The organism is Aquimarina discodermiae, from assembly GCF_040786235.1.
GTDB lineage: Bacteria > Bacteroidota > Bacteroidia > Flavobacteriales > Flavobacteriaceae > Aquimarina.
Map to the genome: position 1 here is coordinate 13,190 of NZ_JBFMKP010000005.1, position 23,221 is coordinate 36,410.

The window sequence follows — 23,221 nt, forward strand, 5'->3', positions numbered from 1 at the left end:
CGTTAATAATGCAACTATTCTTCCTCGTTGCTAGCTTCTTCAGTTACTTCTTCTGCGGCAGCTTCGGCAGCTTCAGCCTCTGCAGCTGCTTTTGCTTCTTCTTCCTCTGCTTTTGCAGCAGCTTCGCGTTTTGCGTTTACTTCTTTTTCAGCTTCAAGAATTTTTGCTTTTGCTTCTTCGTCAGCTTTTGCTAGTGCTTCTTTCTTAGCACCAACTGCTCCTTCTTTGTCTGATAACCAAGCTTGGAATTTCTCTTCGGCTTGCTCTTCTGTCAAAGCACCTTTTCTTACACCACCAGCTAGGTGATTTTTAAGCAAAGCTCCTTTGTAAGATAAAATGTTTCTTGCAGTATCTGTAGGTTGTGCACCATTCTGTAACCACTTTACAGCACCATCAACATCTAAGTCAATACTTGCAGGATTTACATTTGGATTGTACGTTCCTAATTTTTCAAGAAATTTTCCATCTCTTTTTGATCTAGCATCTGCTGCTACGATCCAGTAAAAAGGTTTTCCTTTTTTACCATGTCTCTGTAATCTGATTTTAACAGGCATAAAAATTAATTTTTGGGTACTCGACCCTATTCATAATTAAGGGGGCAAATATAAGTATTTTATATGAACTAGAAATGTATAAATGTTAGTTTGTTTTTTTTATTCTTTGAAAGGTAATTATTTGTGGATTAATGACGTATGTCGATTTTGAAAAAACACTTGTTTTAGGGTAAATGCACAATAAATCAAATTGTTTTTACAGGTAAAAAAGCTTTAATTGTGTATTTCATCGATAAAATATGTATTTTTTCGATCAAAATGTTGTTTAATTGAGTTTTAGACCTTATGTTTGTAAGAGTAAACACATATTTTGTGGTTTTGCAGTAAGAAAAATCATATAAAAGCCCCTGTCTATGATTAGAAAAATTACCCCTATGCTGGCAGTTATCTGCCTTTTTTTGACATCTTGTACAACAGATGTTGAAATTAACGATCCGGCACTACAGGCAAAAATCGACGGTGAATTGTTTAGATCGACGATTAAAAAAGCTGTAATTTTTGAGGACGGTACTTTGGTGATTTCTGGTAGTACAGATAATCAATCAATAAGTTTTTCTGTAGTTTCTACAAACAAAGGAACTTATAAAACTGCCCAACAAGCAATAAATAAAGCAAGTTTTCAGGATAATAATAGTATTGAGTTTGTTTCTAAAGAAGGAGAAACAGACGGTACTGTAGAAATAACCGAAATTTCTAATAACGAAATTTCTGGTAATTTTCATTTTAAAGATTTAAAAGATGAGAATGGCAATTCATTAAATTTTAGTAATGGATGGTTCTACAGGTTACCATTAGAAAACGCGTCCAAACTGGAAGAAATAACAGAAGCTGTTAACGAGTGTTTATTGAATGCTTCTTTGACGGCTATGGTAGATGGTGTAGAGATGATTACCGATGATCATTCTGCTGATATTTTTGGTGTTGATGATTCTTCAATACTTATTAAAGCAACCAATTCGACCCAAGAAATTACTATCATATTTTCTTCTGATGTTACCCCTGGTACATATTCGTTGACAGGGTCAGGAGATTATAGCGCCTCATATTCACTAAATAACGATAAGTCCTCTGTTTTGTCAGGAAGCTTAACAATAACCGACCATTCATTAGAAACCAAATGTATAAGCGGAAGCTTTGAGTTTGATACCCGAAGTGGTGTTACCATCTCTGGCGGAACCTTTGATTTTGGATATTAATTACCCCTTTATGCAGAAGTAATTACCTTACTCAACTGTACTAGTAAAAACCACTCATTTTTATAAAGTGAGTGGTTTTTTTATGGCACCGTTAATAAATCGGAATAACTTTTAGAAAACCGATAGCTCATTTTGGTTATTTTTGAAGGTTCGTAATTTGGAATACGACTAATTTGTTTCCTCGAAATACTTCTTTTTATGTACTTAATATTTGATACCGAAACCACCGGATTACCAAAACGATGGGATGCGCCAATAAGTGACACCGATAATTGGCCGAGATGTATCCAAATTGCATGGCAGTTGCATGATGCGATGGGTAATTGTATAGAGCATCAAGATTATCTGGTAAAACCCGAAGGGTTTAATATTCCTTATGATGCAGAAAAGATTCATGGTATTTCGACAGAGTTAGCAGCTCAAGATGGAATTACACTACAGGAGGTATTAGAGAAATTTAATATAGCACTGTCCAAAACCAAATTTGTGGTAGGGCAAAATGTAGGTTTTGATGTAAATATCATGGGCTCAGAGTTCTATCGTTTAGGGATAGAAAATCAATTGCAAGAGTTGCCTGTTTTGGATACCTGTACAGAAACTACTGCGCAGTTATGTCAAATCCCAGGGGGACGAGGAGGAAAGTTTAAATTACCGACGCTAACAGAGTTACATCAATATCTTTTTGGTACAGCCTTTGGTGAGGCACATAATGCAACAGCCGATGTTGAGGCTACTACCAGATGTTTTCTAGAATTAATTAGAAAACAGGTTTTTACTATTGAAGAGTTGGATGTAGAAGCAGACTATTTTCAGAATTTTACCACAGAGAATCCTGAAACGATTCAGCTTATTGGGTTAAAACATATTAATCTTAAGAAGGCTTCTCAGAAAATCCAGGAAGCGCTTACAAAAAATGTGGGCTCGGATTTATCACAACAAGAGATTGATGATAACATAGCAGCATTAAATGAAGCTAGTTTTGTTCACTTGCACAATCATACGCAGTTTTCGGTTTTGCAGTCTACCATTAGTGTCCCGGCATTAGTACAAGAAGCGGCTAAACATAAAATGAAAGCAGTTGCAATGACAGATCATGCCAATATGATGGGAGCATTTCATTTTGTGCAAGCAGTATCGAATCATAATAAAAATGTAAAAGCAGCCAACGAAGAAGCGATAGAAAATGGTGAGGAACCACAGGGTGTAGAAATGAAACCGATCGTTGGATGCGAGTTTTTTGTGTGTGAAAACCATGAAGACAAGTCGAGAAAAGATAATGGATATCAGGTAGTTTTAATTGCTAAAAATAAAAATGGATATCATAATCTGGCCAAAATGTCTTCTACTGCGTTTGTTAATGGGTTTTATTATGTGCCTCGAATTGATAAAAAAGTAATACAACAATATAAAGAAGATATCATAGTCTTAACAGGAAACTTGTACGGAGAAGTTCCTAGTAAGGTCTTAAATATTGGAGAAAAACAAGCAGAAGAAGCTTTGCAGTGGTGGCATGAAGAGTTTGGTGATGACCTGTATATCGAGATTATGCGACATAATCAAGAAGATGAAAATAGAGTGAATCAGGTATTGATCGAATTTTCTAAAAAGTATGGTATAAAAACCGTAGCAACCAACAATACTTATTATTGCGAAAAAGAAGATGCCAATGCGCACGATATTCTTTTGTGTGTAAAAGATGGAGAGAAGCAAGCGACGCCAATAGGTCGAGGTCGAGGATATCGATATGGATTGCCTAATCAGGAGTATTATTTTAAATCTCAGGAAGAAATGAAGGGCTTGTTTCAGGATTTACCAGAAGCAATTCTTAATGTACAAGAGGTTATCGATAAAATAGAGCCTTTTGTATTAGCTAGAGATGTATTGTTACCAGCTTTCGATATTCCAGAGCGATTTCAATCAGAAGAAGATGCTATCGATGGAGGTAAGCGAGGAGAGAATGCTTATCTGAGACATATTACCTACGAAGGGGCAAAAATTAGGTATGAAGAAATTACTCCAGAAATTGATGAGCGTCTTGATTTTGAGTTAAAGGTAATTGAAAAAACAGGATATCCGGGGTATTTCTTAATTGTAGAGGATTTTATTAGAGCGGCTAGGGATATGGGGGTTTCTGTAGGACCAGGTCGGGGTTCTGCAGCAGGATCAGCAGTGGCTTATTGTTTATGGATTACGAATCTGGATCCTATTAAGTATGACCTGCTTTTTGAGCGTTTTTTAAATCCGGATCGTGTAAGTATGCCTGATATTGATATTGATTTTGATGATGAAGGACGTGGTCGGGTGATGGATTATGTAATCGAAAAATATGGGGCTAATCAGGTGGCGCAGATTATTACCTACGGTACTATGGCAGCCAAATCCTCAATTAGAGATACGGCTAGAGTATTAGACCTTCCTTTGGGTGATGCAGATCGTATTGCAAAGCTGATTCCTAATATGTCCAAATTAGGAAAGATTTTTGGGGTTGATGAAGCGACACTTAAAAAGAAATTTAGAAGTGATGAATTAGAAAAGGTTAATGAACTTATTTCGATAGCCGATGGTAATGATCTAGAGGCAGAAATGCTAAATCAGGCAAGAGTACTAGAGGGATCTGTTCGTAATACCGGAATACATGCGTGTGGAGTGATTATTACGCCAGATGATATTACCAAATTCGTTCCTGTAGCGTTGGCAAAAGACTCTGATATGTACTGTACCCAGTTTGATAACTCGGTAGTAGAAAATGCGGGGTTACTAAAAATGGATTTCCTGGGGCTAAAAACCTTGACGCTGATAAAGGATACCGTAAAAATTGTAAAGGCCAAGCATGGTGTCGAACTGGATCCAGAGAATTTTCCACTAGATGATGAAGAAACTTATGCGCTTTTCCAGAGAGGAGAAACGGTAGGGGTGTTTCAATATGAATCTCCTGGGATGCAAAAATACATGAAGGAGTTAAAGCCTACAGTTTTTGCAGATCTCATTGCAATGAATGCTTTATATCGCCCGGGACCACTCGAATATATCCCTAGTTTTATTAACAGGAAACACGGTGTAGAAGAAATTATATATGATCTAGAAGCTTGCGAAGAATACTTAAAAGAAACCTATGGTATTACGGTATATCAGGAGCAAGTAATGCTTTTGTCCCAAAAACTGGCAGATTTTACAAAAGGTGAGGCAGATGTTTTGCGTAAAGCAATGGGTAAAAAACAGAAGGCAGTACTAGATAAAATGAAGCCTAAATTTATTTCTCAGGCTTCTGCCAAAGGACATGCAGAAGATAAATTAGAAAAAATATGGAAAGACTGGGAAGCTTTTGCAGCCTATGCTTTTAATAAATCACACTCGACGTGTTATGCTTGGATAGCTTATCAAACAGCGTATCTCAAAGCGCATTACCCCGCAGAATATATGGCGGCAGTACTGTCTAATAATATGAATGATATTAAACAGGTTACTTTCTTTATGGAAGAATGTAAACGGATGAAACTAGATGTTTTGGGGCCAGATGTTAATGAATCTTACCGCAAATTTTCTGTAAATAAAGATGGGGCGGTTCGTTTCGGGATGGGAGCGATCAAAGGTGTAGGAACAGGTGCGGTTGCAACCATTGTAGAAAATAGAAAAGACGATGGTCCATATAGATCTATTTTTGACCTTGCTAAACGTATTGATCTTCGTGCAGCTAATAAAAAAGCTTTTGAGAGTTTGGCGTTGGCAGGTGGTTTTGATTCTTTCGGGGATACGCATCGAGGGCAGTATTTTCATGAAGAAGGTGACGGAGTTACTTTTTTAGAAAAAGCAATGCGCTATGGGTCCAAACTTCAGGAGAGTGAGAACTCTTCGCAAGTAAGTCTTTTTGGAGAAGCTAGCGAAGTGCAAATCCCAGAACCTATTGTTCCCCCCTGTGAAGAATGGGGTACGATGGAGAAGCTAGCTCGTGAAAAAGAAGTGGTAGGGATTTATTTGTCTGGACATCCTCTAGATGATTTTAAATATGAGATGAAGTATTTCTGTAACGGAACCTTGCTTAACTTTGCAGATCTGGAAAGTAATGTTAATCGAGAAATTTCTTTTGGAGGGGTGATTACCAATGTAGAGCATCGAACCTCTAAGAATGGGAAAGGATGGGCTACTTTTACGATGGAAGATTATAATACTGCGCATGAATTCAGAGTTTTTGGAGAAGAGTATTTGAAACATCGTCCTTTCCTTGTTAAAAGTACTTTTGTCTATACTAAAGCCTTTATAAAAGAAGGTTGGGTAAATAGAGATACAGGAAAAAAAGGAGATCCAAGAATTCAGTTTAATAGCTTCCAGTTATTACACGATGTAATGGAGACCTATGCAAGAAAGTTAACCATTCAGTTAGATATTAATGAACTTTCTGATTCTAGAATAGATGGACTTAAAGAATTGTTGACCGTACATACAGGTAATCATACGCTTAATTTTGTGATTTATGAAATGGCAGAAAAATTAAAATTACATATGCCAAGCCGAAAACAAAAGGTGAATATATCACAGGAGCTATTAATGGCGTTAGAAAATGATTCGATTTATTATAAGTTAAACTGATTTTTTGTTGTAGAGCTTATTAAAGTCTTTATTTTAAGACAATTTGACATTGTTAGGAATGTGATTTTGAAAGTTTTTGTGAGAATTTTATAGGATTGCATAGTGGATTTTTCTAGCCCTAAATGTGTTTTGATAGTGTGTTATCCGTTGATATTTATATAGATACAGTTTTTTTAGTTGTCTTTGGTATCAGAAAATCAAATGACTCTATAATGAAAACAAATATTGCTAGTGTAAGCTTTGGCAGAATTATTGACTAATTTTGAATATAATAAATTAATGAAACCTTTTTTAACAAATAAATAATTATGGCACTAGAAATAACAGATGCTACTTTTGATGAAGTGGTACTTAAAAGTGATAAACCGGTATTGGTTGATTTTTGGGCAGCTTGGTGTGGTCCTTGTAGAATGGTAGGTCCAATTATTGAGCAAATCAGTGAAGAGTATGATGGGAAAGCTGTAGTAGGTAAAGTAGATGTTGATGCCAATCAAGAGTTTGCTGCCAAATACGGAGTAAGAAATATTCCTACTGTGTTGGTTTTTCAAAATGGAGAAGTAGTTGGACGTCAAGTTGGTGTTTCTCCTAAGAATGTTTATGCAGAAGCTTTAGATTCTCTTTTGTAGAAAAAAATAATTCAAAATAAAAAAAAGGGTTTGGTTGTTTATCAAACCCTTTTTTTATGCGGTTATAAAAAATCTGGGCGAGTTTCTTTGTTATCCGTATATTGTTATCGTTAACCAGTATTAATTTGATACTGTCATCTATGATGTAGATTTTCATTAATGAATGGCTATCTATATTTATAAATGGTAGGAGTCATTGGTATGAAAAATATATTCATGGATATCCAAAAAGAGATAAATAAAACAAAAGGATTTACAAATTTAGAACTTCTTGCAAAACAAGTTGTAGAAGGATTTATTTCAGGTATGCATAAAAGTCCGTTTCATGGTTTCTCTGCAGAGTTTGCAGAACATAAGGTTTATAATAATGGGGAAAGTACAAAGCATATAGATTGGAAACTATTTGCCAAAACAGATAAACTATATACAAAACGGTACGAAGAAGAAACAAATTTGAGATGTCATATTATTATCGATAACTCTTCATCAATGCATTATCCAAAAGTAAAAGAACATCACCTGGATTCATTAAATAAGATAAGTTTCTCGGTGTTGGCCACTGCTTGTTTGATGAATATCCTGAAAAAGCAAAGAGATGCCATCGGTTTGAGTATTTATAGTGATGCATATGATTATTATGCGCCAGAAAAAGGAAGTGAAAGACATCATCAAATGTTGCTTAATCAATTAAATCAAACTGTTTTAAAGGATTCGAAAGATAAAAATACAGATACATTCACCTTTTTACATTTAATAGCCGAAAAGATACATCGCAGATCATTAATTTTTCTGTTTACAGATATGTTTCAGGCAAGTTCTAATCCAGATAAACTATTTGAGGCCCTTAGGCATCTTAAATACAACAAACATGAGGTTATTCTTTTTCACACATTTGATAGTGAAAAAGAATTGAATTTTGATTTTAGTAATCGCCCTACGCGATTTGTAGATGTAGAAACAGGAGAACATATCAATTTATATGCAGATACAATTAAAGAAAATTACCAAAAAGCTGTTGCTTCTTATTTTTATGACTTAAAAATGAAATGTGCTCAATACGGGATTAAGTATGTAGAGGCAGATACTACAAAAGATTTTAATAAAATAATGACGACCTATTTTGTTGAGAGACAGAAATTTGCTTAAAACTGTAAAATTTAATTGAAAAAAAACGGAAAAAAGATTTGTGAGAATCAAAATGAGGTGTATATTTGCATCCGCAATAAGGCTTTGGTCTGGTAGTTCAGTTGGTTAGAATACCTGCCTGTCACGCAGGGGGTCGCGGGTTCGAGTCCCGTCCAGACCGCAAAATTGCTAAAAAGCTTCAATGTAAATTGAAGCTTTTTTTTGCAAGAAAATGTTGTGTTGTCTCACGCTTGTCGTGAGGTGGTTTAGTAGTAAACCAATGAGAAGCTTTTCCATAAATTTGGAGAGGCTTTTTTAGTTTTTGGTATTTTGTTTTGCAAATTTTTATATTTGAATAACAAAAAAGTGGATTTTGACTTTTATCAAAACACAATTTAGTAGTACAGATCTAGAGAATATATCCGGAATTAAAGCGCATACCATACGAATTTGGGAAAAAAGATATGATTTGCTTTCTCCTAAAAAGGTGGCAAGAAATATTCGGTTGTATGACATGTATAATATGCAAAAGCTGCTTAATGTAGCGTTGTTAAATAAATACGGATATAAAATCTCTAAGATAGCAGCTATGGGCGATGAGGAGATTTTTTCAACGGCTAGGGATCTTGTTGATAAAAATGCAGAAAACGACAAAGTACTTACTGATTTTAAATTGGCAATGTATTCTTTTGATCAGTATATGTTTCAAGAAGTCTATGAGCATCTTTTGGAAAAGAGAACGTTTTCGCAAATATTTATAAAAACCTTTATTCCGCTGCTTGATTTTATAGGGTTGCTGTGGCAGACTGATTCGATACAGCCGGTTCATGAACACTTTATTTCAAATCTAATTTTACAAAAAATACATCTTAATACGGTGCAACTTAAAACACCAGAAAGGGATGCTAAGGTTTTCGTATTGTTTTTGCCAGAAAATGAAGTACATGAATTGGGATTACTGTTTATGAATTATGAATTACAAAAAAGAGGGTACAGGACAGTTTATTTGGGAAGGAGTATCCCTATAGAGAATATAAAAAATATGTTTAAGACATTTTCAGAAATCACTTTTGTAAGTCACTTTACGATGGTGATGGAAGAATCTATGTTGTTAAATTATTTTAAGAATTTTGAAAGGCTTTTAAAAAATGAAAAACATCGATTTTGGGGAGTTAGTCATCAAATGAGTTCAATAGATATGGCTCCTTTTGATAAAATTGCCATTTTTGCTTCGGTAAAAGATGTGATTTTAAAAGAAATTTAAAGATAAGTTCTTTTGTTTTGTTTAATAAAATTATATTTTTACAAAACAAAATGACTAAAAAGATACACATTATAGGTTCTGGATTTTCTGCTTTAGCAGCTTCTTGTTATTTGGCTAAAGAAGGCTTTGACGTGGTGGTGTTAGAGAAAAATGATAATTTAGGAGGGCGAGCCCAGCAGTTTTCTAAAGAGGGATTTACTTTTGATATGGGGCCAACCTGGTACTGGATGCCCGATGTTTTTGAACGTTTTTTTGCTGATTTTGGAAAATCACCCTCAGACTTCTATAAACTAGAAAGGTTAATGCCTGCGTATCAGGTATATTTTGATATTGCCGATTCTTTATTTATATCGAATGATTTAGAAGAGATATGTGAAGTATTTGAAGAAATAGAAAAGGGAAGCGCTGTATACTTAAGAAAATTTTTAAAAGTTGCTAAAGAAAATTATGAACTGGCGGTTCAGAATCTGGTATATCAACCAGGTGTTTCTCCTCTTGAGTTAGTGTCTAAAGATACTATCGTTCGATTGAATCAGGTATTTGGCACAATTAGAAAACAGGTTCGAAAAAATATTAAAAATCCTAAGTTGATAAAGATACTTGAGTTTCCTGTACTATTTTTAGGGGCCAAACCTCAAGATACTCCTGCGTTATATAATTTTATGAATTGGGCAGACTTTGGTTTGGGAACATGGCATCCCAAAGGTGGTATGATTCGAGTGGTAGATGCAATGGTAAGCTTGGCAAAAAGTTTAGGAGTAACCTTTTACACCAATACAGAAGTTCAGAAAATTAAAGTAAGTACTTCTGGATTTATAGAAGGGTTGGTTGCAAATAATGAGTTTATGCCTTCAGATATTGTGTTAGGGGGTAGTGATTATCATCATACAGAAACCCTTTTGGATAAAAAATATAGGCAATACAATCAAAAATATTGGCAATCAAGAACATTTGCTCCATCTGCATTATTGTTTTATGTAGGTTTTGATAAGAAATTAGAAAATGTATCTCATCATACGTTGTTTTTTGATGCAGAATTTGATGAACATGCTGTAGCTATTTATGATCGTCCAGACTGGCCAGAAAGCCCTCTTTTTTATGCTAGTTTTCCTAGTATTACAGACAATACGTTTGCCCCTATGGGTTGTGAAGCGGCTACCTTTCTCATTCCGTTAGCACCAGACCTAAAAGATACTCCAGAGGATAGAAACCGCTACTTTGATTTAATTATAAATAGGCTAGAAAATATAACAAAACAAGAGGTTAAATCGAGTATATTATTTGCAGAATCATTTTGCGTAAATGATTTTAAATCTGTTTACAATTCGTATAAGGGAAATGCTTATGGTTTGGCAAATACGCTTACCCAAACGGCATTTTTACGACCCAAAATTAAAAGCAAGAAAGTAAAAAATTTGTATTTTACAGGGCAATTAACCGTGCCAGGGCCAGGCGTTCCTCCTGCTTTGATTTCTGGAAAGATTGCTTCAGAACTAATTTTAAAATCTTTTAGAAAATGAAAGAAGTGTTTGATAGTGTCTCCTTTGATTCTAGTAAATTGGTAACCAAGTCTTATAGTACCTCATTTTCAATGGCGGTAAAATTGTTGTCTCCAAAAATAAGACAGGCGATTTACAATATTTATGGTTTTGTGCGATTTGCAGATGAAATTGTTGATACGTTTCATGAGTATGATAAGGCACATCTTATCCATAAATTCGAAAAGGATTATTATGAAGCATTAGAGATGGGGATAAGCTTAAACCCTATTCTAAACGCTTTTCAGCATACCGTAAAGCAATACAATATAACAGATGATCTGGTACAAGCGTTTCTAAAGAGTATGAAGGCAGATTTGGATAAACAAGTGTATCATACAGAAGAAGAATATAAAGAATATATTTATGGCTCTGCAGACGTAGTAGGATTGATGTGTTTAAAGGTATTTGTGGGTGGAGATGAGCAGCAGTATCAAAAACTAAAAGATGCAGCAATGCGATTGGGCTCTGCGTTTCAGAAAGTAAACTTCCTTAGAGATATTAAAGATGATTTTGAATTATTGGATCGCTCTTATTTTCCTAATGTTGATTTTACCAATTTTAACAAAGAAGCTAAGGAAGCTATTATAAAAGATATCGAATCAGATTTTGATTATGCCTATAAAAATGGAATTCTAAAATTACCCAAAGATGCTAAATTTGGGGTGTATATGGCATATAGATATTACAAAAGATTACTAAAGAAATTACATAAAATCCCTTCATCAGAGATATTAGAAACACGAGTAAGAATATCTAACGTTTTAAAGGTAAATCTTTTGGCAAGAGGTTTTTTAAGATATAAATTAGATATGCTATAATCAAAGTTCGTTAAATTTGTAGGTATGACAGAGCTGGTTTATTTTTTGATTACAGTAGCTACCTTTTTGATTATGGAAGGTATTACCTGGTGTACACATAAGTTTGTAATGCATGGCTTTTTGTGGTATTTGCATGAAGATCATCATCAACCAAAATATCAGGGAGTATTCGAAAAGAATGATGCCTTTTTTGTGATTTTTGCTATTCCGAGCATATTGTTGTTTTATTATGGTGTAGAAGACGGGATGAATTATATGTTTTTTATCGGTCTTGGCATTTTATTTTATGGAATTGCTTATTTTCTGGTGCATGATGTTCTTATTCACCAACGTTTTAAATGGTTTAAAAAAACCAGAAACAGATATTTGATAGGATTACGAAAGGCACATAAAACCCATCACAAACATCTTGGAAAAGAAAAAGGAGAATGTTTTGGAATGTTATATGTTCCTATTAAATATTTTAGAAAACCAAAATTGTCTTGAATTGGTTGTATCTTATACTTAATCTTGGATCCATAAGTATTCCTTTATGGTATTCTTTTAATCCCAAAATGAGATTTATCCAGCACTGGAAAAAAGTATTGCTTTCTACCAGTATCGTTGCAATAGTTTTTCTTATATGGGATGCTGTTTTTACTGTACAAGGTGTGTGGGGATTTAACCCCGACTATTATTTGGGGTTAAAAATACTAAGCATGCCAATAGAAGAATGGTTGTTTTTCTTTTGTATTCCTTATGCAAGTATCTTTATTCATTATGCATTAGCGTACTTTGCACCAAAAATTATGTTAGGCCAATTGTTTACCAAGGTTTTGATAATGATTTTTTTAGTGATGAGTTTACTACTGATTTTTTTAAATCATGATAGATCATATACTATTGTGAATTATTCTTTTTTGGCAATAGCTATGTTTTTGGGGTGGATGTATGGGGTTTCTGTATTACGACGCTTTTTTATAAGTTTTATGATTATTCTAATTCCTTTTTTTATTGTGAACGGAATTTTAACGGGCACTTTTATTGATGCTCCAGTGGTCTGGTATAATAATGAAGAAAACTTAGGAGTACGTTTGGGAACTATACCTGTAGAGGATATAGGATATGCTTTTAGTATGTTGTTCTTGAATGTGTTATTACTAGAAAGATTTAAGGAAAAAGATATATTTTAATTGACTTGTTGTATCATTTCTAGGGTGGTTTTGTAAAAATCTGTTTTCTCTACCTTAGATTTTAACCATATATAGAAACTCAAGGTAAAAATATCTTCCTGTTCTGTAGAATCTTTGAGTAAGGTGTTTTTTATTTTGAAAATGAAATTTTTATTATTCGCCAAATCTCTGTTATGGTAGAAGGACATAGTTAAAGATAAAAACCTAAGAACTCTATCTTCTCCTTTACTTTTTAAGTGTGTTGCATGTTTTTTTCTAAAGCTTTTTACTCTCGACTCGACCAAATCAATATGATCAAGTTCGATATGTAGTAAGATTTCGATTAGGTTTTTTTTGATGACCCATATGATTCCTGCTTTTTCTGTATACCAGGTATCGCGGTGGTGCAATTCTTGATAGTATCGTAAAGATTCTCTGTATTTTTTTTGCTGAAAAAGAATCATGATAAAGGTAAGCTTAAGGTCTAAAACATAGGTGGTTTGGTTTTTGAACTTGTCGAACTTAAAGTTTTCTAATAATGAAATTGCTTCTGTTGCTTTTCCTGTGTAATTAAGGTTTAGAGCTTTTACCAATGTGTATTGAGGAAAAAATCGCTTATAAAACTTCTTGTTTTGCTTTATCATTTGATTGTTCATATGATGAAGATACTCTTCTGAAACAGTAAAGTTTTTATTTCTAAAATAAGAATTGGCAACGTAGTATAAGATCTGAATATGATAAAATAGATACTTATCCAAAAATTGTTTCTTCTCTTTTATTTGCTGGTAAGTAGTCTCTACAAATGGTAAAATAGAATAAAAATCTCTGGAGATATTAGCAGTCTGGTTAGTGATTTCAAGTATTTTGAATAGAGATCTATATGTCAAATCGTTTGTAATAGAAATATCAAATAAGGATAAAGAATTATGGATGGCTAGTACACTATCACTTTTTCCTTCAATTAATTTATTCTGGATATGAGCATAGAAAAGATTGAGATTTTCTTCTTGTTTTAAAGATTTTTGGTTGTTTTTGAAATTTATAATTAGTTGATTAAGAGGTTCTTTTAGGGATATGTGATTGTATTGTATTTTGGTATAGTAAATTTCATTAAGAATGTTGTATAAATCATGAGATTTGGCTTTGTGTTCTGCTTTATTGATGGTTTTGAGCGCGATTTTGTATTGTTTTTGTTCAAAGAATATCTTACTGGCTAGCAGTAATTTTAGAATTTCCATTTCTTCAGAAGTTTCCCTCTCAAAACTTTTAGAAGCGATAAAATCGATAAGAGTATCGTGTAGTCTTTTGCAAAGTGCATGTAAAGCTCCTTTTGCAGGCTTTTTATAAAGAATTAGATCAATATCTTTTGTGTTGGGGTGTGCTTCAAGTAAAATAAATAATTCGATGTTTTTCGTATCTGTTCTTTTGTTTTTTTGCTTTAAAAAAGCTACAAAACTTCGTTTTTCTTCGGTAGATAATGTAGAAATTATAGAAGAAATAGTATTCATTATATCGTAAGTATTTTGTTATAAAAATACTATAAATATTCATAATTGTAATTTTTTATATAAAATATATCATAAGTTTTGGTGTAAAACAGAATTTTTGTTTCAATAGAATTGCTCCAAATTTGTCCTGTTCAAAACGAATAAATTTAATCATCAAAATTAAGTATTATGAACTACAAATTTAGCAATGAAGTTACAGAAGAGGTTGCTTCTGATACTATCAAAAAAGAAGAAATTAAGTTGTATGATCAAAAACCTACTCCAGCATTTATCGGGGCGTCATGGATAGCAGTATTAGCAGGGATGGTCTCTTTCTGTATTGGTTTATGGAATGCAGAGATGATGTTGAATGAAAAAGGATATTATTTTACAATTTTATTATTTGGATTGTTTTCTGCCGTATCTGTTCAGAAAAATGTAAGGGATAGGTTAGAAGGTTTGCAGGTTACAGAGATGTATTATGGTATTAGTTGGTTTGCAACAATTGTTTCTGTTATTCTGTTGATTATTGGCTTGTGGAATGCTGATTTAGAATTAAGTGAAAAAGGGTTTTATGGTATGTCTTTTACACTGAGTTTGTTTGCGGCGATTGCAGTGCAAAAAAATACAAGAGATAAAAAATATATAGAAAGTAAAAAGTAATTATCAAAAGGAGGAGCTGTAACAAGCTTCTCGTTTTGATGATTGTAAAAGGTAGCTGTGTGGTTGCGGCTACCTTTTCTTGTGGTATCATTCAATTTTAAAATGTCTTCCCGATAAAGGAAGACATTTTTTTTTGTCTTGAATTATCGGGGCAAACGCTTATAAGGATGAATGAGAATATGTTTGTGGTATAAAGTAAAGGATAGCACTTTTGATAAGGAGAAGGGGTATCGATAGGAATTAATTAATGGTAAAAAAAGTAAAATGAATTTGCAATTTAGGTTATTGGTAGTTGTTTTTTGTCTTGTAGTAATGGGGTGTTCAAAATCAGATGATTCCACTGCAGAAACAATAAAAATCAAAGAAGAGAGTATTGAGTTTAAGCATGATGGTTTTCTTTTAAAAGGTGTGTTGGCAAAGCCACAAAATAAGATTTCGTTTCCTTTGGTAATTTTTGTTCATGGTGATGGAGCAGCAGATAGGTTTCAACAGGGGTATTATAAATATTTTTGGAAAGAACTTTCTAAAAAAGGGATAGGCTATTTATCATGGGATAAACAAGGCGTAGGAGAATCTCAGGGAAATTGGCTTAGTCAAACCATGGATGATAGAGCGAGAGAAGTATTGTCTGCAATAAATTATGTAAAAAACAGAAAGGATATAACTACGAATAAAATTATACTTTGGGGAATAAGCCAGGGAGGCTGGGTGATTCCTAAAGTGTCTCAATTGTCTGATGATGTTTCATCTCTTATTTTTCAATCTGCTGCTGTAAACTGGTTACGACAAGGAAAGTATTATACCCTGTTAAAACTTTTAAATGAAGGGTATTCTGAAGAACAGATTTTAGAATGCGAAATCTATAATGATGCGGGAATAGAATACCTTAGTAAGAATGCGTATAATGAGTATAAAGCTAATTTTGAAGAGCAGCCAGACTTTGTGAAGAATGCATTTTCCTTAATGGGTGAGCAAAGATGGGGTTTTGTGGTAAAAAACTATCAAAGTGATATCGTAAACGACCTTAAACAAGTCAAAAAACCTGTTTTAGCTGTATTTGGAGATAAAGATGAAAACGTAGATGCAGAAGAAAGCCTCGAAGTATTTAAAAATACATTTTTAGAAAATGGTAATAAAACCTATAAGAGTCATCTTTTTAAGGATGCTACTCATTCCTTAATAGATGTTAATCTATTGCAAACGCCAGAAGCGCAAGAACAAATGTGGAGTAAACTGTTAAAAGGTGAAAATGTATTTGCTCCTGGGCTTATCGAAGAAATCCTTGATCATATAGAGAATTGAAAAACTCTTTAATTGATTAGTAAGATGATTTACTTTATGATGTGGTAAGTTTTTTTTTAATCAGTTTAGTTTCTTTAATCAGAAAAGTTTCTCAAAAACGAAAAGCTTTTCTTTTATTATGTAAACAGAGAGATTCTCTTAAGCTTGATTCGTAATAAACTTCTCGTCTATTTTTATTTATGATCGTATGGTATGATTTGAGGATATAAAAAGCCCAACTCTTTCAAGTTGGGTTTTCTTTTGCAGTGCACGTGAAGCGACAGTTATCGAACTTTTTGATGCAAGATTGTGATTTAGTGATCAGTAAATCAATGTGTTTGTAAAAACTCTGTCTTACATAACAATAAGTCTAAATTTATTAAATATCTATATGAGTATATTCTGATAGAGATAAACAATTTTATCAAAACTTTTAAAGATCAATTTGTAAAGAGTTAGAAAAATTATCCAAAAAAATAAATCATATTTTTGAATACAAATACAAAGTGTATAACCCTACTTTGTTATCTTATATCGGGTCGGGCTTTTCGTTTCAATTCCTTACACCTCGTATACTCGGGCTGTGGGATTTTCTCTACAATCCCTAACGCATTAATTAGCCATTTCTTAAGATGACAAAGTAGGAATAAAACGAAAATTCATACTGAAAGTCACGAATTCTTCGTATTTTAATACTATAGAAAAAAACCCCGTTTGTGTACCGTATCGGTCATTTTCGGGGTTTTCTTTTTCTTCACATTTACAAAGCTTACCCGTAGTTACAAGACTATAACCATTGTTAAAATACCCCTATTATAAAACGAAGGTTCAATTTTATTGTATAACTAAATCTTTAAACTATGAAGAAAATTAGTCTTTTTTATTTAATACTTAGCTGTTGTTTTACAACCTTATGTGCGCAAGAAATTCCGCGAATTCAAAAGATAATTGCTAACAATGGGATTCAGGTTTTAGGCTGGATGGGGGCTGGTGGAGTCAAATTTTTAACCAACACAAAAACGTATACCATTAATAAAGATGTACGATACCTTAGGATACAAAGATCACTTAACAACGGACCACTTAGATTGGCAGAAGTACAGATTTTTTCTGGAGGAGTAAATGTTGCTAGCCTTAGCCAAGGGGCTACTGTTGTTCAAAGTGGTGGTGCTGGTGCCAATGGCCCTGAATTGGCTATAGACGGAAATACCGACAGGACTGATGATACTACGATTACTATGACTACAAATGGTGATCAGGCTTTTTGGCAAATAGACCTGGGAAGTATCAAGACAGTAGATTCTATTAAAATTTATGTAAAAGAAGGGGATAGATATCACATGTCATATATTCTTAGTTCCACGGTTGATATGGGAATGACAGATTATAATATATTACGAACGCTTTCTACTACCAATCAACATGGGACAACAGTGACACAACCGGGTGAAGAATGGGACGATTTAGGATGGGGCGTATGTTTTGCTGAAATTAATAATGTAGATCCGCAATTTCTCGAAAAAAATAATACACCTTGGAGCATAACAAATTATGCAACATTTTTTGATTCTGAAGGAACTAAAATTGGTCATCGGTTACGAGAAATAACTTCAGAAGAGGTACAGAATGGGTTTTTAAATGCGAGTGCATTAAACTACTATGATCGTCTATATTCGGTAGTATTGGGGGATGAAATTCATTATAATACAGCATTGAATCCTATAACAAAAGAATGGGTAAATGCTAGCCATAATCATTATCCAGATGTTTTGATAGGTACAAGCTCTTTGGCGTTTGTTAATGATGATGGCACCCCAAAAGGCGGATGGACACTAGCTCAATTAAGAACCCATGTAAGTGAAACAGGGGTGGATATATTGCAGTGGGATCATAATTTTTTGACCGACACCAGACGTGCGTTTGGGCCAAATTATTCTTTAAAATTACTGTTTGATCAACTATACAGATTTCGAAAAGTAGCATTAGAAGGTAGAGATGGTACAGGAGCGAATCCATTAGAATTTGGTCAAATTAGCCAAGGATACAAGAAAACCGAATATGTAATCTCTCAATCTCAAATTAATGCACGCTATTATAGTAACTTTGTATCTGGAGGGAAGCATATTGCAATGTTTAGAGTATTTACGGGTAGGCCTCTTTTTTGGTACAATGAACCTATTATATTCGATTATTATAAGGAGGTTACAGATGAACTATTAAAATTATCACCATATCTTTCTCGCTTAACCAGTACAGATTTGCGATATATCCCTGGCAAGCATCTTTCTGGAGGGGTTCAGGTAACTAATGATAAACCAAATCAAATGCCTTTATGGGATTCAACGATGGATCCATTTATTACACAAATTACTGCTACCAATCTAACAGCTTCAGATACTGATGTGCCTACTATTAATGATGGACTTCCTGGAGATCTTGCCGTGGGTTATTTTAAACCTGTTAAGAATCTTTCAACAGATTCTGAAATAGCAATGGCACCAATTCACAATCAAAATTCTGTCTATTTTATGATTATGAATGCATTTAATAAGGAAAATGGATTGGGTGCAGAGGTTGGTACACAGGCATATTATGATCAATTAACAGAAGGAGCAGAGGATAATTGTCGTCAGGAAATTACAATTTCAATTGATTTTGGCTCACCAGATTTGGTTCAAGAGCTAAGAAGGGTAAATAGACAAACAGGACTAGAAGAAGTAATTCCTTTAACACCATTGGGCGGAACTCAATACGAGGCAAGTTTTGTTTTAGGAGGTGCAGAGGCAGACCTCTTTTATTGGGAGCATTACGAACACTCTTATGAACCAGTTAAATCAGCTAATCTTGCATTAAATAAGCCTACTACACAATCAAAAACGGGACATTCGTTAGGTACTTCAGACAAGGCTGTAGATGGCAATACAGATGGTGTTTTTCAAAACGGTTCTGTAACATCAACAGGTAATACTGTAGGAGTACAGGACTACTGGGAAGTGAATCTTGGTAAATTGGCGACTATTGATAGTATTAAGGTATGGAATCGTGCAGATTGTTGTTCAGGTCGATTAACTAATTACCATGTATTTGTGTCTGATACTTCTTTTACCTCTACAACCGTGGCGGGAAGTCAGGCTCAAAGCGGAGTGTTAGACTTTCATAATACAGGTGATGCAGGGAGACCCAGTACGATATTTGTGAATAATACTGGGCAGTATGTGAGGGTGCAAATAGAAAATAGTAATGAAAAGTTTCATCTTGCAGAGATAGAGGTTTTTGGTAAATTTATTCCAGAGAATCTTGCCATAAATAAACTTGCTACGCAATCAAAAACTGGACATTCACTAGGTACTGCAGACAAGGCAGTAGATGGTAATACAGATGGTTTTTTTCAAAACGGTTCTGTAACATCAACAGGTAATACAACAGGAGTACAAGATTATTGGGAGGTTGACCTGGGTAATTTAGCTACTATTGATAGTATCCATGTTTGGAATCGTATAAGATGCTGTTCAGACCGATTAGCTAATTACCATGTATTTGTATCAGCTACTCCTTTTACCACTACAACGGTCACAGGGAGCCAAACTCAAAGCAGAGTGCTGGATTTTCATAATACCGGTGAGGCAGGGGTACCTAGTACTATCTTTGTTAATAGTTTTGGACGGTATGTGAGGGTGCAAATAGAAAACAGTAATAAAAAGTTTAACCTGGCAGAAATAGAGGTTTTTGGTGAATTTATTACTAGTAATAAAAACAGTTTGAATCAAAAAGAAACTTTTGAAGCCTCGGAAAAAGTTGAAACTGGATTTAAGATTTATTACAAAGCATCATCTGGTTTGGTAAACATAAGCATTGATAAAGAAGTTTCTCCCTCTGCCAGAATTTATATTTATGATATTACAGGAAGAATCATTCAAAGTAAAGGAGCAACAAAAGGTATAAATGAATTCAAATTACCAGCAGGCTTATTTTTTGCTATTTTAAATGATAAGGGTAATGTTACTCGATTAGGACATATAGTAATACGTTGAGTTAATTAAGGAGGAGATAAATTAAAACATGTTGTTTATATATATAAGAAAACCCAACTCGTTGAAGTTGGGTTTTTCTTTTGCAGTGCGGGCGGAGAGACTCCCTTCGACTTAGCTCAGGATAAACTTCTCGTCTCTCCTTTATATATGTTTGAAATCATTTTAAGGTATAAAAAAAGCCTCTCGTTTTGAGAAGCTTTTCTTGCAGTGCGGGCGGAGAGACTCGAACTCTCACACCTCGCGGCACTAGATCCTAAGTCTAAATTTTACACTACACTATTTAGCCTTAATTAACACTATATAGGCATTCTAACCTTAGTACCACGATAGGATATCAGGCTAATTTTATTCATAAGGATGCCGATGAGGCCCAGGATAGTGTGATCAATTTTTAAATTGATTTATTAAAGATGTCAAATGTTATTTTTTTGGTTGATAATCGGGATGACCAGTTTGCCAGAAAGCAAATGACAAAACATCGGCGACATTCTCTAGGCGTTCTTGTGTAGAGTTACTACTATGACCAGATTTAAATTTTACGCGTAACAAAACGGGGTTGTCAGAAGCATTAGATTCTTGTAGTTTTGAGGTAAACTTGGCAGAATGCCAGGGAGCAACTCGAGAATCATTCATTCCAGTTGTTATTAGGGTGGCAGGATAAGCAACTCCTTTTTTAATATGATGATAAGAATCCATCTCTAACAAACCTTTAAATTCTTCTGGGTCTTCGACAGAACCAAATTCTTTTGCATTATTTTCACCATTAAAACCTTGTTCTATTCTTACGGTATTAAGAAATCCAACACTTAATATAACTCCTGCAAAAAGATCAGGACGTTCTGTCATGGCGCGACCTACTGTAATACAACCAGCACTACCACCATGTAGCGCCATCTTTTTGGGAGAAGTATATTTTTGATCAATTAAATATTCTGTACAGGCAATTAAGTCTTTCCAGCTATTGGGTTTGGTTTGTTTAAATCCACCTTTATACCAGCTATCACCCTTTTCACCACCACCGCGTACATGAGCTACAGCAAAAATCCCTCCTTTAAGTGCCCAGGTCATTATTTTTGTTGTAAACGAAGGAGGAATAGAAATACCATAAGCGCCATATCCAATCATAAAAACCGGGTTATTGCCATTTTTTATTAGTTTTTTGTCATAAATCAGAGATAGTGGTACCATGATTCCATCATGAGAAGGGATTTCTATTTCTTCTACGATAATATCTTTTGTCAGACCATTATTTTCAACTTTAATGAGATTTGCAGATTCGAATTCATTGGTGGTAAAATTATAGATATAACGTTGTTTCTTGTTGAGCCAACCCAATGCTTCTATTGCTAAATATTTATGCTCTTTACCTTTAGAACTCAAATATATTTTTCCTACAGCAAACGGTAAAGGGATTTGTTCGGTTTTACCAGTTTTTTTTCTAAAGTATAATTTTGCCTCAACTCCATTTTTAGTAGTAGTATAAAAAATGCCTCCTTTTACAAGCGTAAAATTGGTAATGACCTCGTCTTTCTTTTCTGCTACTAAAACTACAGGATTTTTTATATTAGGGTTTATAAAAGAGGTCTTACATATCCTAAAATTAGAAAATCCATTACCTGACGCCCTATAAATTATACTGTCCCCTTCTTGATAATATTGGGAAACTTTGTCTTCTTTTTTAAATAAAGGCTTCCAGGAAAATTTTAAATCGTCAATTTGCTTATAAGGTGAATAATAATAATCCTGATAAGGAGTCGCACCAGTTACTGCTCCAATAATATATTTTGACTTATCAGATTTTATATAAATATTAGGAATATCTTCGGGTTTCATCTCTAATTCAGGGTCATGTACTCTGGAGAGTAGTACTTTTGGTTCTTTTTCTTCTAATTTTTGAAGTACAAACTCTGTGTTTAAATAAGCTTCTTTAATATTTTTTGCAATTGGGACTTGCAAATACATAATTCCTGAATTATCCGGTAACCAATAAGCTCCACCATATGTGGGGAGACAATTTTTCATTTCAATAGGTAGCATTTTTCTATTGATCATATCAAAAATTAGAATTTGAGCAAATTCTTCTCCATCTTTGGTCAAGCTAATCAGTACTTTTGTGCCATCCCAACTGGGTTTGTAGTAATTAATATAATATTGTTTTCCTAATTCAGGCAAAAAATCTTTAGGATCATAAAGTAACTCTTCTTGAGTTCTTAAGCTTTCTCTAAAATATAAGCTATACTGTTTTGAATGAGGTGTTTTTTTTAGGTAAAAATGTTGGTCATGTGCGGTTACCTGTATGTTTTTTATCTGCCCTTTATCAGTAGCACCTAATTCTTTTTGTGTTTGAATAAGATCTGCTCTTTTTGGGATTTGATGTAATTTTTTTTGAGTTAATTGACCTTGTTTTTTAAACCAATGGATTACTGTTGAATCGTTTAGGTTTTCTAGATGTCGGTATTCATCGTTTATTTGTATTCCATGATAAAGATCAACTGATGCTAATTTGTTTTGAGGTTGACAATTATAGTTGATCATAATAGTTAATAATAATGATAATTTAATAATTATTGATTTGAAAAAACTATTAATGGAATGCATAATTATTTTTTTATTAAATATAGTTCGAAAATTAGATTAAGTTTTTTAGTAAATAAAGACTTTACTTCATAGTAAACTTACTTAAGTTTTTCTGAAGTAAAGTCAAATTAATAATGAATTTAGCCAGTGGCAGTATCTCCATTTGTAATTCCACCTCCTCCGCCGTTTCCAGAATTTGATTCGCCTCCTATAATTTTAATTAGAGATTGAGAGTTTAATTTTGTTACATTTATTTTTTCAATTTTTAACTTCGTTTTTTTTCTTTTTTGATTTTTCATCGTGATATGTTTTAAGTTATGTAG

At 33.7% G+C, this 23,221-nt stretch carries 16 protein-coding genes and 1 tRNA gene; 13 read left to right on the forward strand and 4 right to left on the reverse strand.

The annotated features are described in order from the left end of the window. Positions 1–14: 14 nt before the first annotated feature. On the reverse strand, positions 15–554 hold the full coding sequence (locus tag ABW636_RS04060; protein WP_367588674.1) for a 30S ribosomal protein S16: 540 nt from the start codon (positions 552–554) through the stop codon (positions 15–17). Between the two features lie 353 nt (positions 555–907). Between ABW636_RS04060 and ABW636_RS04065 the strand changes: the two genes are divergently transcribed. The 10 genes from ABW636_RS04065 (at position 908) to ABW636_RS04110 (ending at position 12,880) form a co-directional block, all read left to right on the forward strand. Beyond that, entirely contained in the window at positions 908–1,750 is an 843-nt protein-coding gene (locus tag ABW636_RS04065; protein ID WP_367588675.1) for a DUF6252 domain-containing protein, read from the forward strand. Between the two features lie 198 nt (positions 1,751–1,948). Continuing rightward, positions 1,949–6,334 (forward strand): DNA polymerase III subunit alpha, encoded by a 4,386-nt coding sequence (gene dnaE / locus ABW636_RS04070; protein ID WP_367588676.1) that lies wholly within the window; start codon positions 1,949–1,951, stop codon positions 6,332–6,334. Positions 6,335–6,642: 308 nt separating this feature from the next. Beyond that, on the forward strand, positions 6,643–6,960 hold the full coding sequence (trxA, locus tag ABW636_RS04075; RefSeq protein WP_034247085.1) for a thioredoxin: 318 nt from the start codon (positions 6,643–6,645) through the stop codon (positions 6,958–6,960). A gap of 216 nt (positions 6,961–7,176) precedes the next feature. Continuing rightward, on the forward strand, positions 7,177–8,106 hold the full coding sequence (locus tag ABW636_RS04080; RefSeq protein WP_367588837.1) for a DUF58 domain-containing protein: 930 nt from the start codon (positions 7,177–7,179) through the stop codon (positions 8,104–8,106). Between the two features lie 86 nt (positions 8,107–8,192). Further along, positions 8,193–8,266, forward strand: a tRNA-Asp gene (locus tag ABW636_RS04085). A 192-nt stretch (positions 8,267–8,458) separates the two neighbouring features. Then, positions 8,459–9,349, forward strand: a complete 891-nt coding sequence (locus ABW636_RS04090) for a MerR family transcriptional regulator (RefSeq protein WP_367588677.1) — start codon at positions 8,459–8,461, stop codon at positions 9,347–9,349. A 50-nt stretch (positions 9,350–9,399) separates the two neighbouring features. Next, entirely contained in the window at positions 9,400–10,869 is a 1,470-nt protein-coding gene (crtID, locus tag ABW636_RS04095; protein WP_367588678.1) for a bifunctional phytoene desaturase/3,4-desaturase, read from the forward strand. Then, complete coding sequence (locus tag ABW636_RS04100) at positions 10,866–11,708, forward strand: phytoene/squalene synthase family protein (RefSeq protein WP_367588679.1); 843 nt, start codon at positions 10,866–10,868, stop codon at positions 11,706–11,708. Before crtID ends, ABW636_RS04100 begins: the two co-directional genes overlap by 4 nt. 24 nt (positions 11,709–11,732) lie before the next feature. After that, on the forward strand, positions 11,733–12,194 hold the full coding sequence (locus ABW636_RS04105) for a sterol desaturase family protein (RefSeq protein ID WP_367588680.1): 462 nt from the start codon (positions 11,733–11,735) through the stop codon (positions 12,192–12,194). Next, positions 12,191–12,880, forward strand: coding sequence for a lycopene cyclase domain-containing protein (locus tag ABW636_RS04110; protein ID WP_367588681.1), 690 nt, complete (start codon positions 12,191–12,193; stop codon positions 12,878–12,880). The genes ABW636_RS04105 and ABW636_RS04110 overlap by 4 nt, the downstream gene beginning before the upstream one ends. Here ABW636_RS04110 and ABW636_RS04115 read toward each other — a convergent pair. Further along, entirely contained in the window at positions 12,877–14,367 is a 1,491-nt protein-coding gene (locus ABW636_RS04115) for a hypothetical protein (RefSeq protein ID WP_367588682.1), read from the reverse strand. The two genes, ABW636_RS04110 and ABW636_RS04115, sit on opposite strands and share 4 nt — an antisense overlap. 168 nt (positions 14,368–14,535) lie before the next feature. Here ABW636_RS04115 and yiaA point away from each other — a divergent pair, with 168 nt between their 5' ends. From yiaA to ABW636_RS04130, 3 genes are all read left to right on the forward strand, one after another. Then, positions 14,536–15,009 (forward strand): inner membrane protein YiaA, encoded by a 474-nt coding sequence (gene yiaA / locus ABW636_RS04120; RefSeq protein WP_367588683.1) that lies wholly within the window; start codon positions 14,536–14,538, stop codon positions 15,007–15,009. 264 nt (positions 15,010–15,273) lie between these two features. Continuing rightward, positions 15,274–16,311, forward strand: coding sequence for an alpha/beta hydrolase family protein (locus tag ABW636_RS04125; protein WP_367588684.1), 1,038 nt, complete (start codon positions 15,274–15,276; stop codon positions 16,309–16,311). 839 nt (positions 16,312–17,150) lie between these two features. After that, positions 17,151–20,321, forward strand: coding sequence for a galactose-binding domain-containing protein (locus ABW636_RS04130; protein ID WP_367588685.1), 3,171 nt, complete (start codon positions 17,151–17,153; stop codon positions 20,319–20,321). Between the two features lie 420 nt (positions 20,322–20,741). Here ABW636_RS04130 and ABW636_RS04135 read toward each other — a convergent pair whose 3' ends face one another. Together ABW636_RS04135 and ABW636_RS04140 are read right to left on the reverse strand one after the other, a co-directional pair. Then, a complete protein-coding gene (locus tag ABW636_RS04135; RefSeq protein WP_367588686.1) occupies positions 20,742–22,919 on the reverse strand; it encodes a prolyl oligopeptidase family serine peptidase in 2,178 nt (725 codons plus the stop codon). A 119-nt stretch (positions 22,920–23,038) separates the two neighbouring features. Then, positions 23,039–23,197 carry a hypothetical protein gene (locus ABW636_RS04140; protein WP_367588687.1) on the reverse strand — a complete coding sequence of 53 codons (159 nt, stop codon included), beginning with the start codon at positions 23,195–23,197 and terminating at the stop codon, positions 23,039–23,041. Between the last annotated feature and the right edge of the window lie 24 nt (positions 23,198–23,221).

Excerpts from the sequence above, each read along its gene's own strand:
- ABW636_RS04060 (WP_367588674.1), bottom strand. The coding sequence starts at position 554 with ATGCCTGTTAAAATCAGATTACAGAGACATGGTAAAAAAGGAAAACCT.
- ABW636_RS04065 (WP_367588675.1), top strand. The coding sequence starts at position 908 with ATGATTAGAAAAATTACCCCTATGCTGGCAGTTATCTGCCTTTTTTTG.
- dnaE (WP_367588676.1), top strand. The coding sequence starts at position 1,949 with ATGTACTTAATATTTGATACCGAAACCACCGGATTACCAAAACGATGG.
- trxA (WP_034247085.1), top strand. The coding sequence starts at position 6,643 with ATGGCACTAGAAATAACAGATGCTACTTTTGATGAAGTGGTACTTAAA.
- ABW636_RS04080 (WP_367588837.1), top strand. The coding sequence starts at position 7,177 with ATGGATATCCAAAAAGAGATAAATAAAACAAAAGGATTTACAAATTTA.
- crtID (WP_367588678.1), top strand. The coding sequence starts at position 9,400 with ATGACTAAAAAGATACACATTATAGGTTCTGGATTTTCTGCTTTAGCA.
- ABW636_RS04100 (WP_367588679.1), top strand. The coding sequence starts at position 10,866 with ATGAAAGAAGTGTTTGATAGTGTCTCCTTTGATTCTAGTAAATTGGTA.
- ABW636_RS04105 (WP_367588680.1), top strand. The coding sequence starts at position 11,733 with ATGACAGAGCTGGTTTATTTTTTGATTACAGTAGCTACCTTTTTGATT.
- ABW636_RS04115 (WP_367588682.1), bottom strand. The coding sequence starts at position 14,367 with ATGAATACTATTTCTTCTATAATTTCTACATTATCTACCGAAGAAAAA.
- yiaA (WP_367588683.1), top strand. The coding sequence starts at position 14,536 with ATGAACTACAAATTTAGCAATGAAGTTACAGAAGAGGTTGCTTCTGAT.
- ABW636_RS04125 (WP_367588684.1), top strand. The coding sequence starts at position 15,274 with ATGAATTTGCAATTTAGGTTATTGGTAGTTGTTTTTTGTCTTGTAGTA.
- ABW636_RS04130 (WP_367588685.1), top strand. The coding sequence starts at position 17,151 with ATGAAGAAAATTAGTCTTTTTTATTTAATACTTAGCTGTTGTTTTACA.
- ABW636_RS04135 (WP_367588686.1), bottom strand. The coding sequence starts at position 22,919 with ATGCATTCCATTAATAGTTTTTTCAAATCAATAATTATTAAATTATCA.
- ABW636_RS04140 (WP_367588687.1), bottom strand. The coding sequence starts at position 23,197 with ATGAAAAATCAAAAAAGAAAAAAAACGAAGTTAAAAATTGAAAAAATA.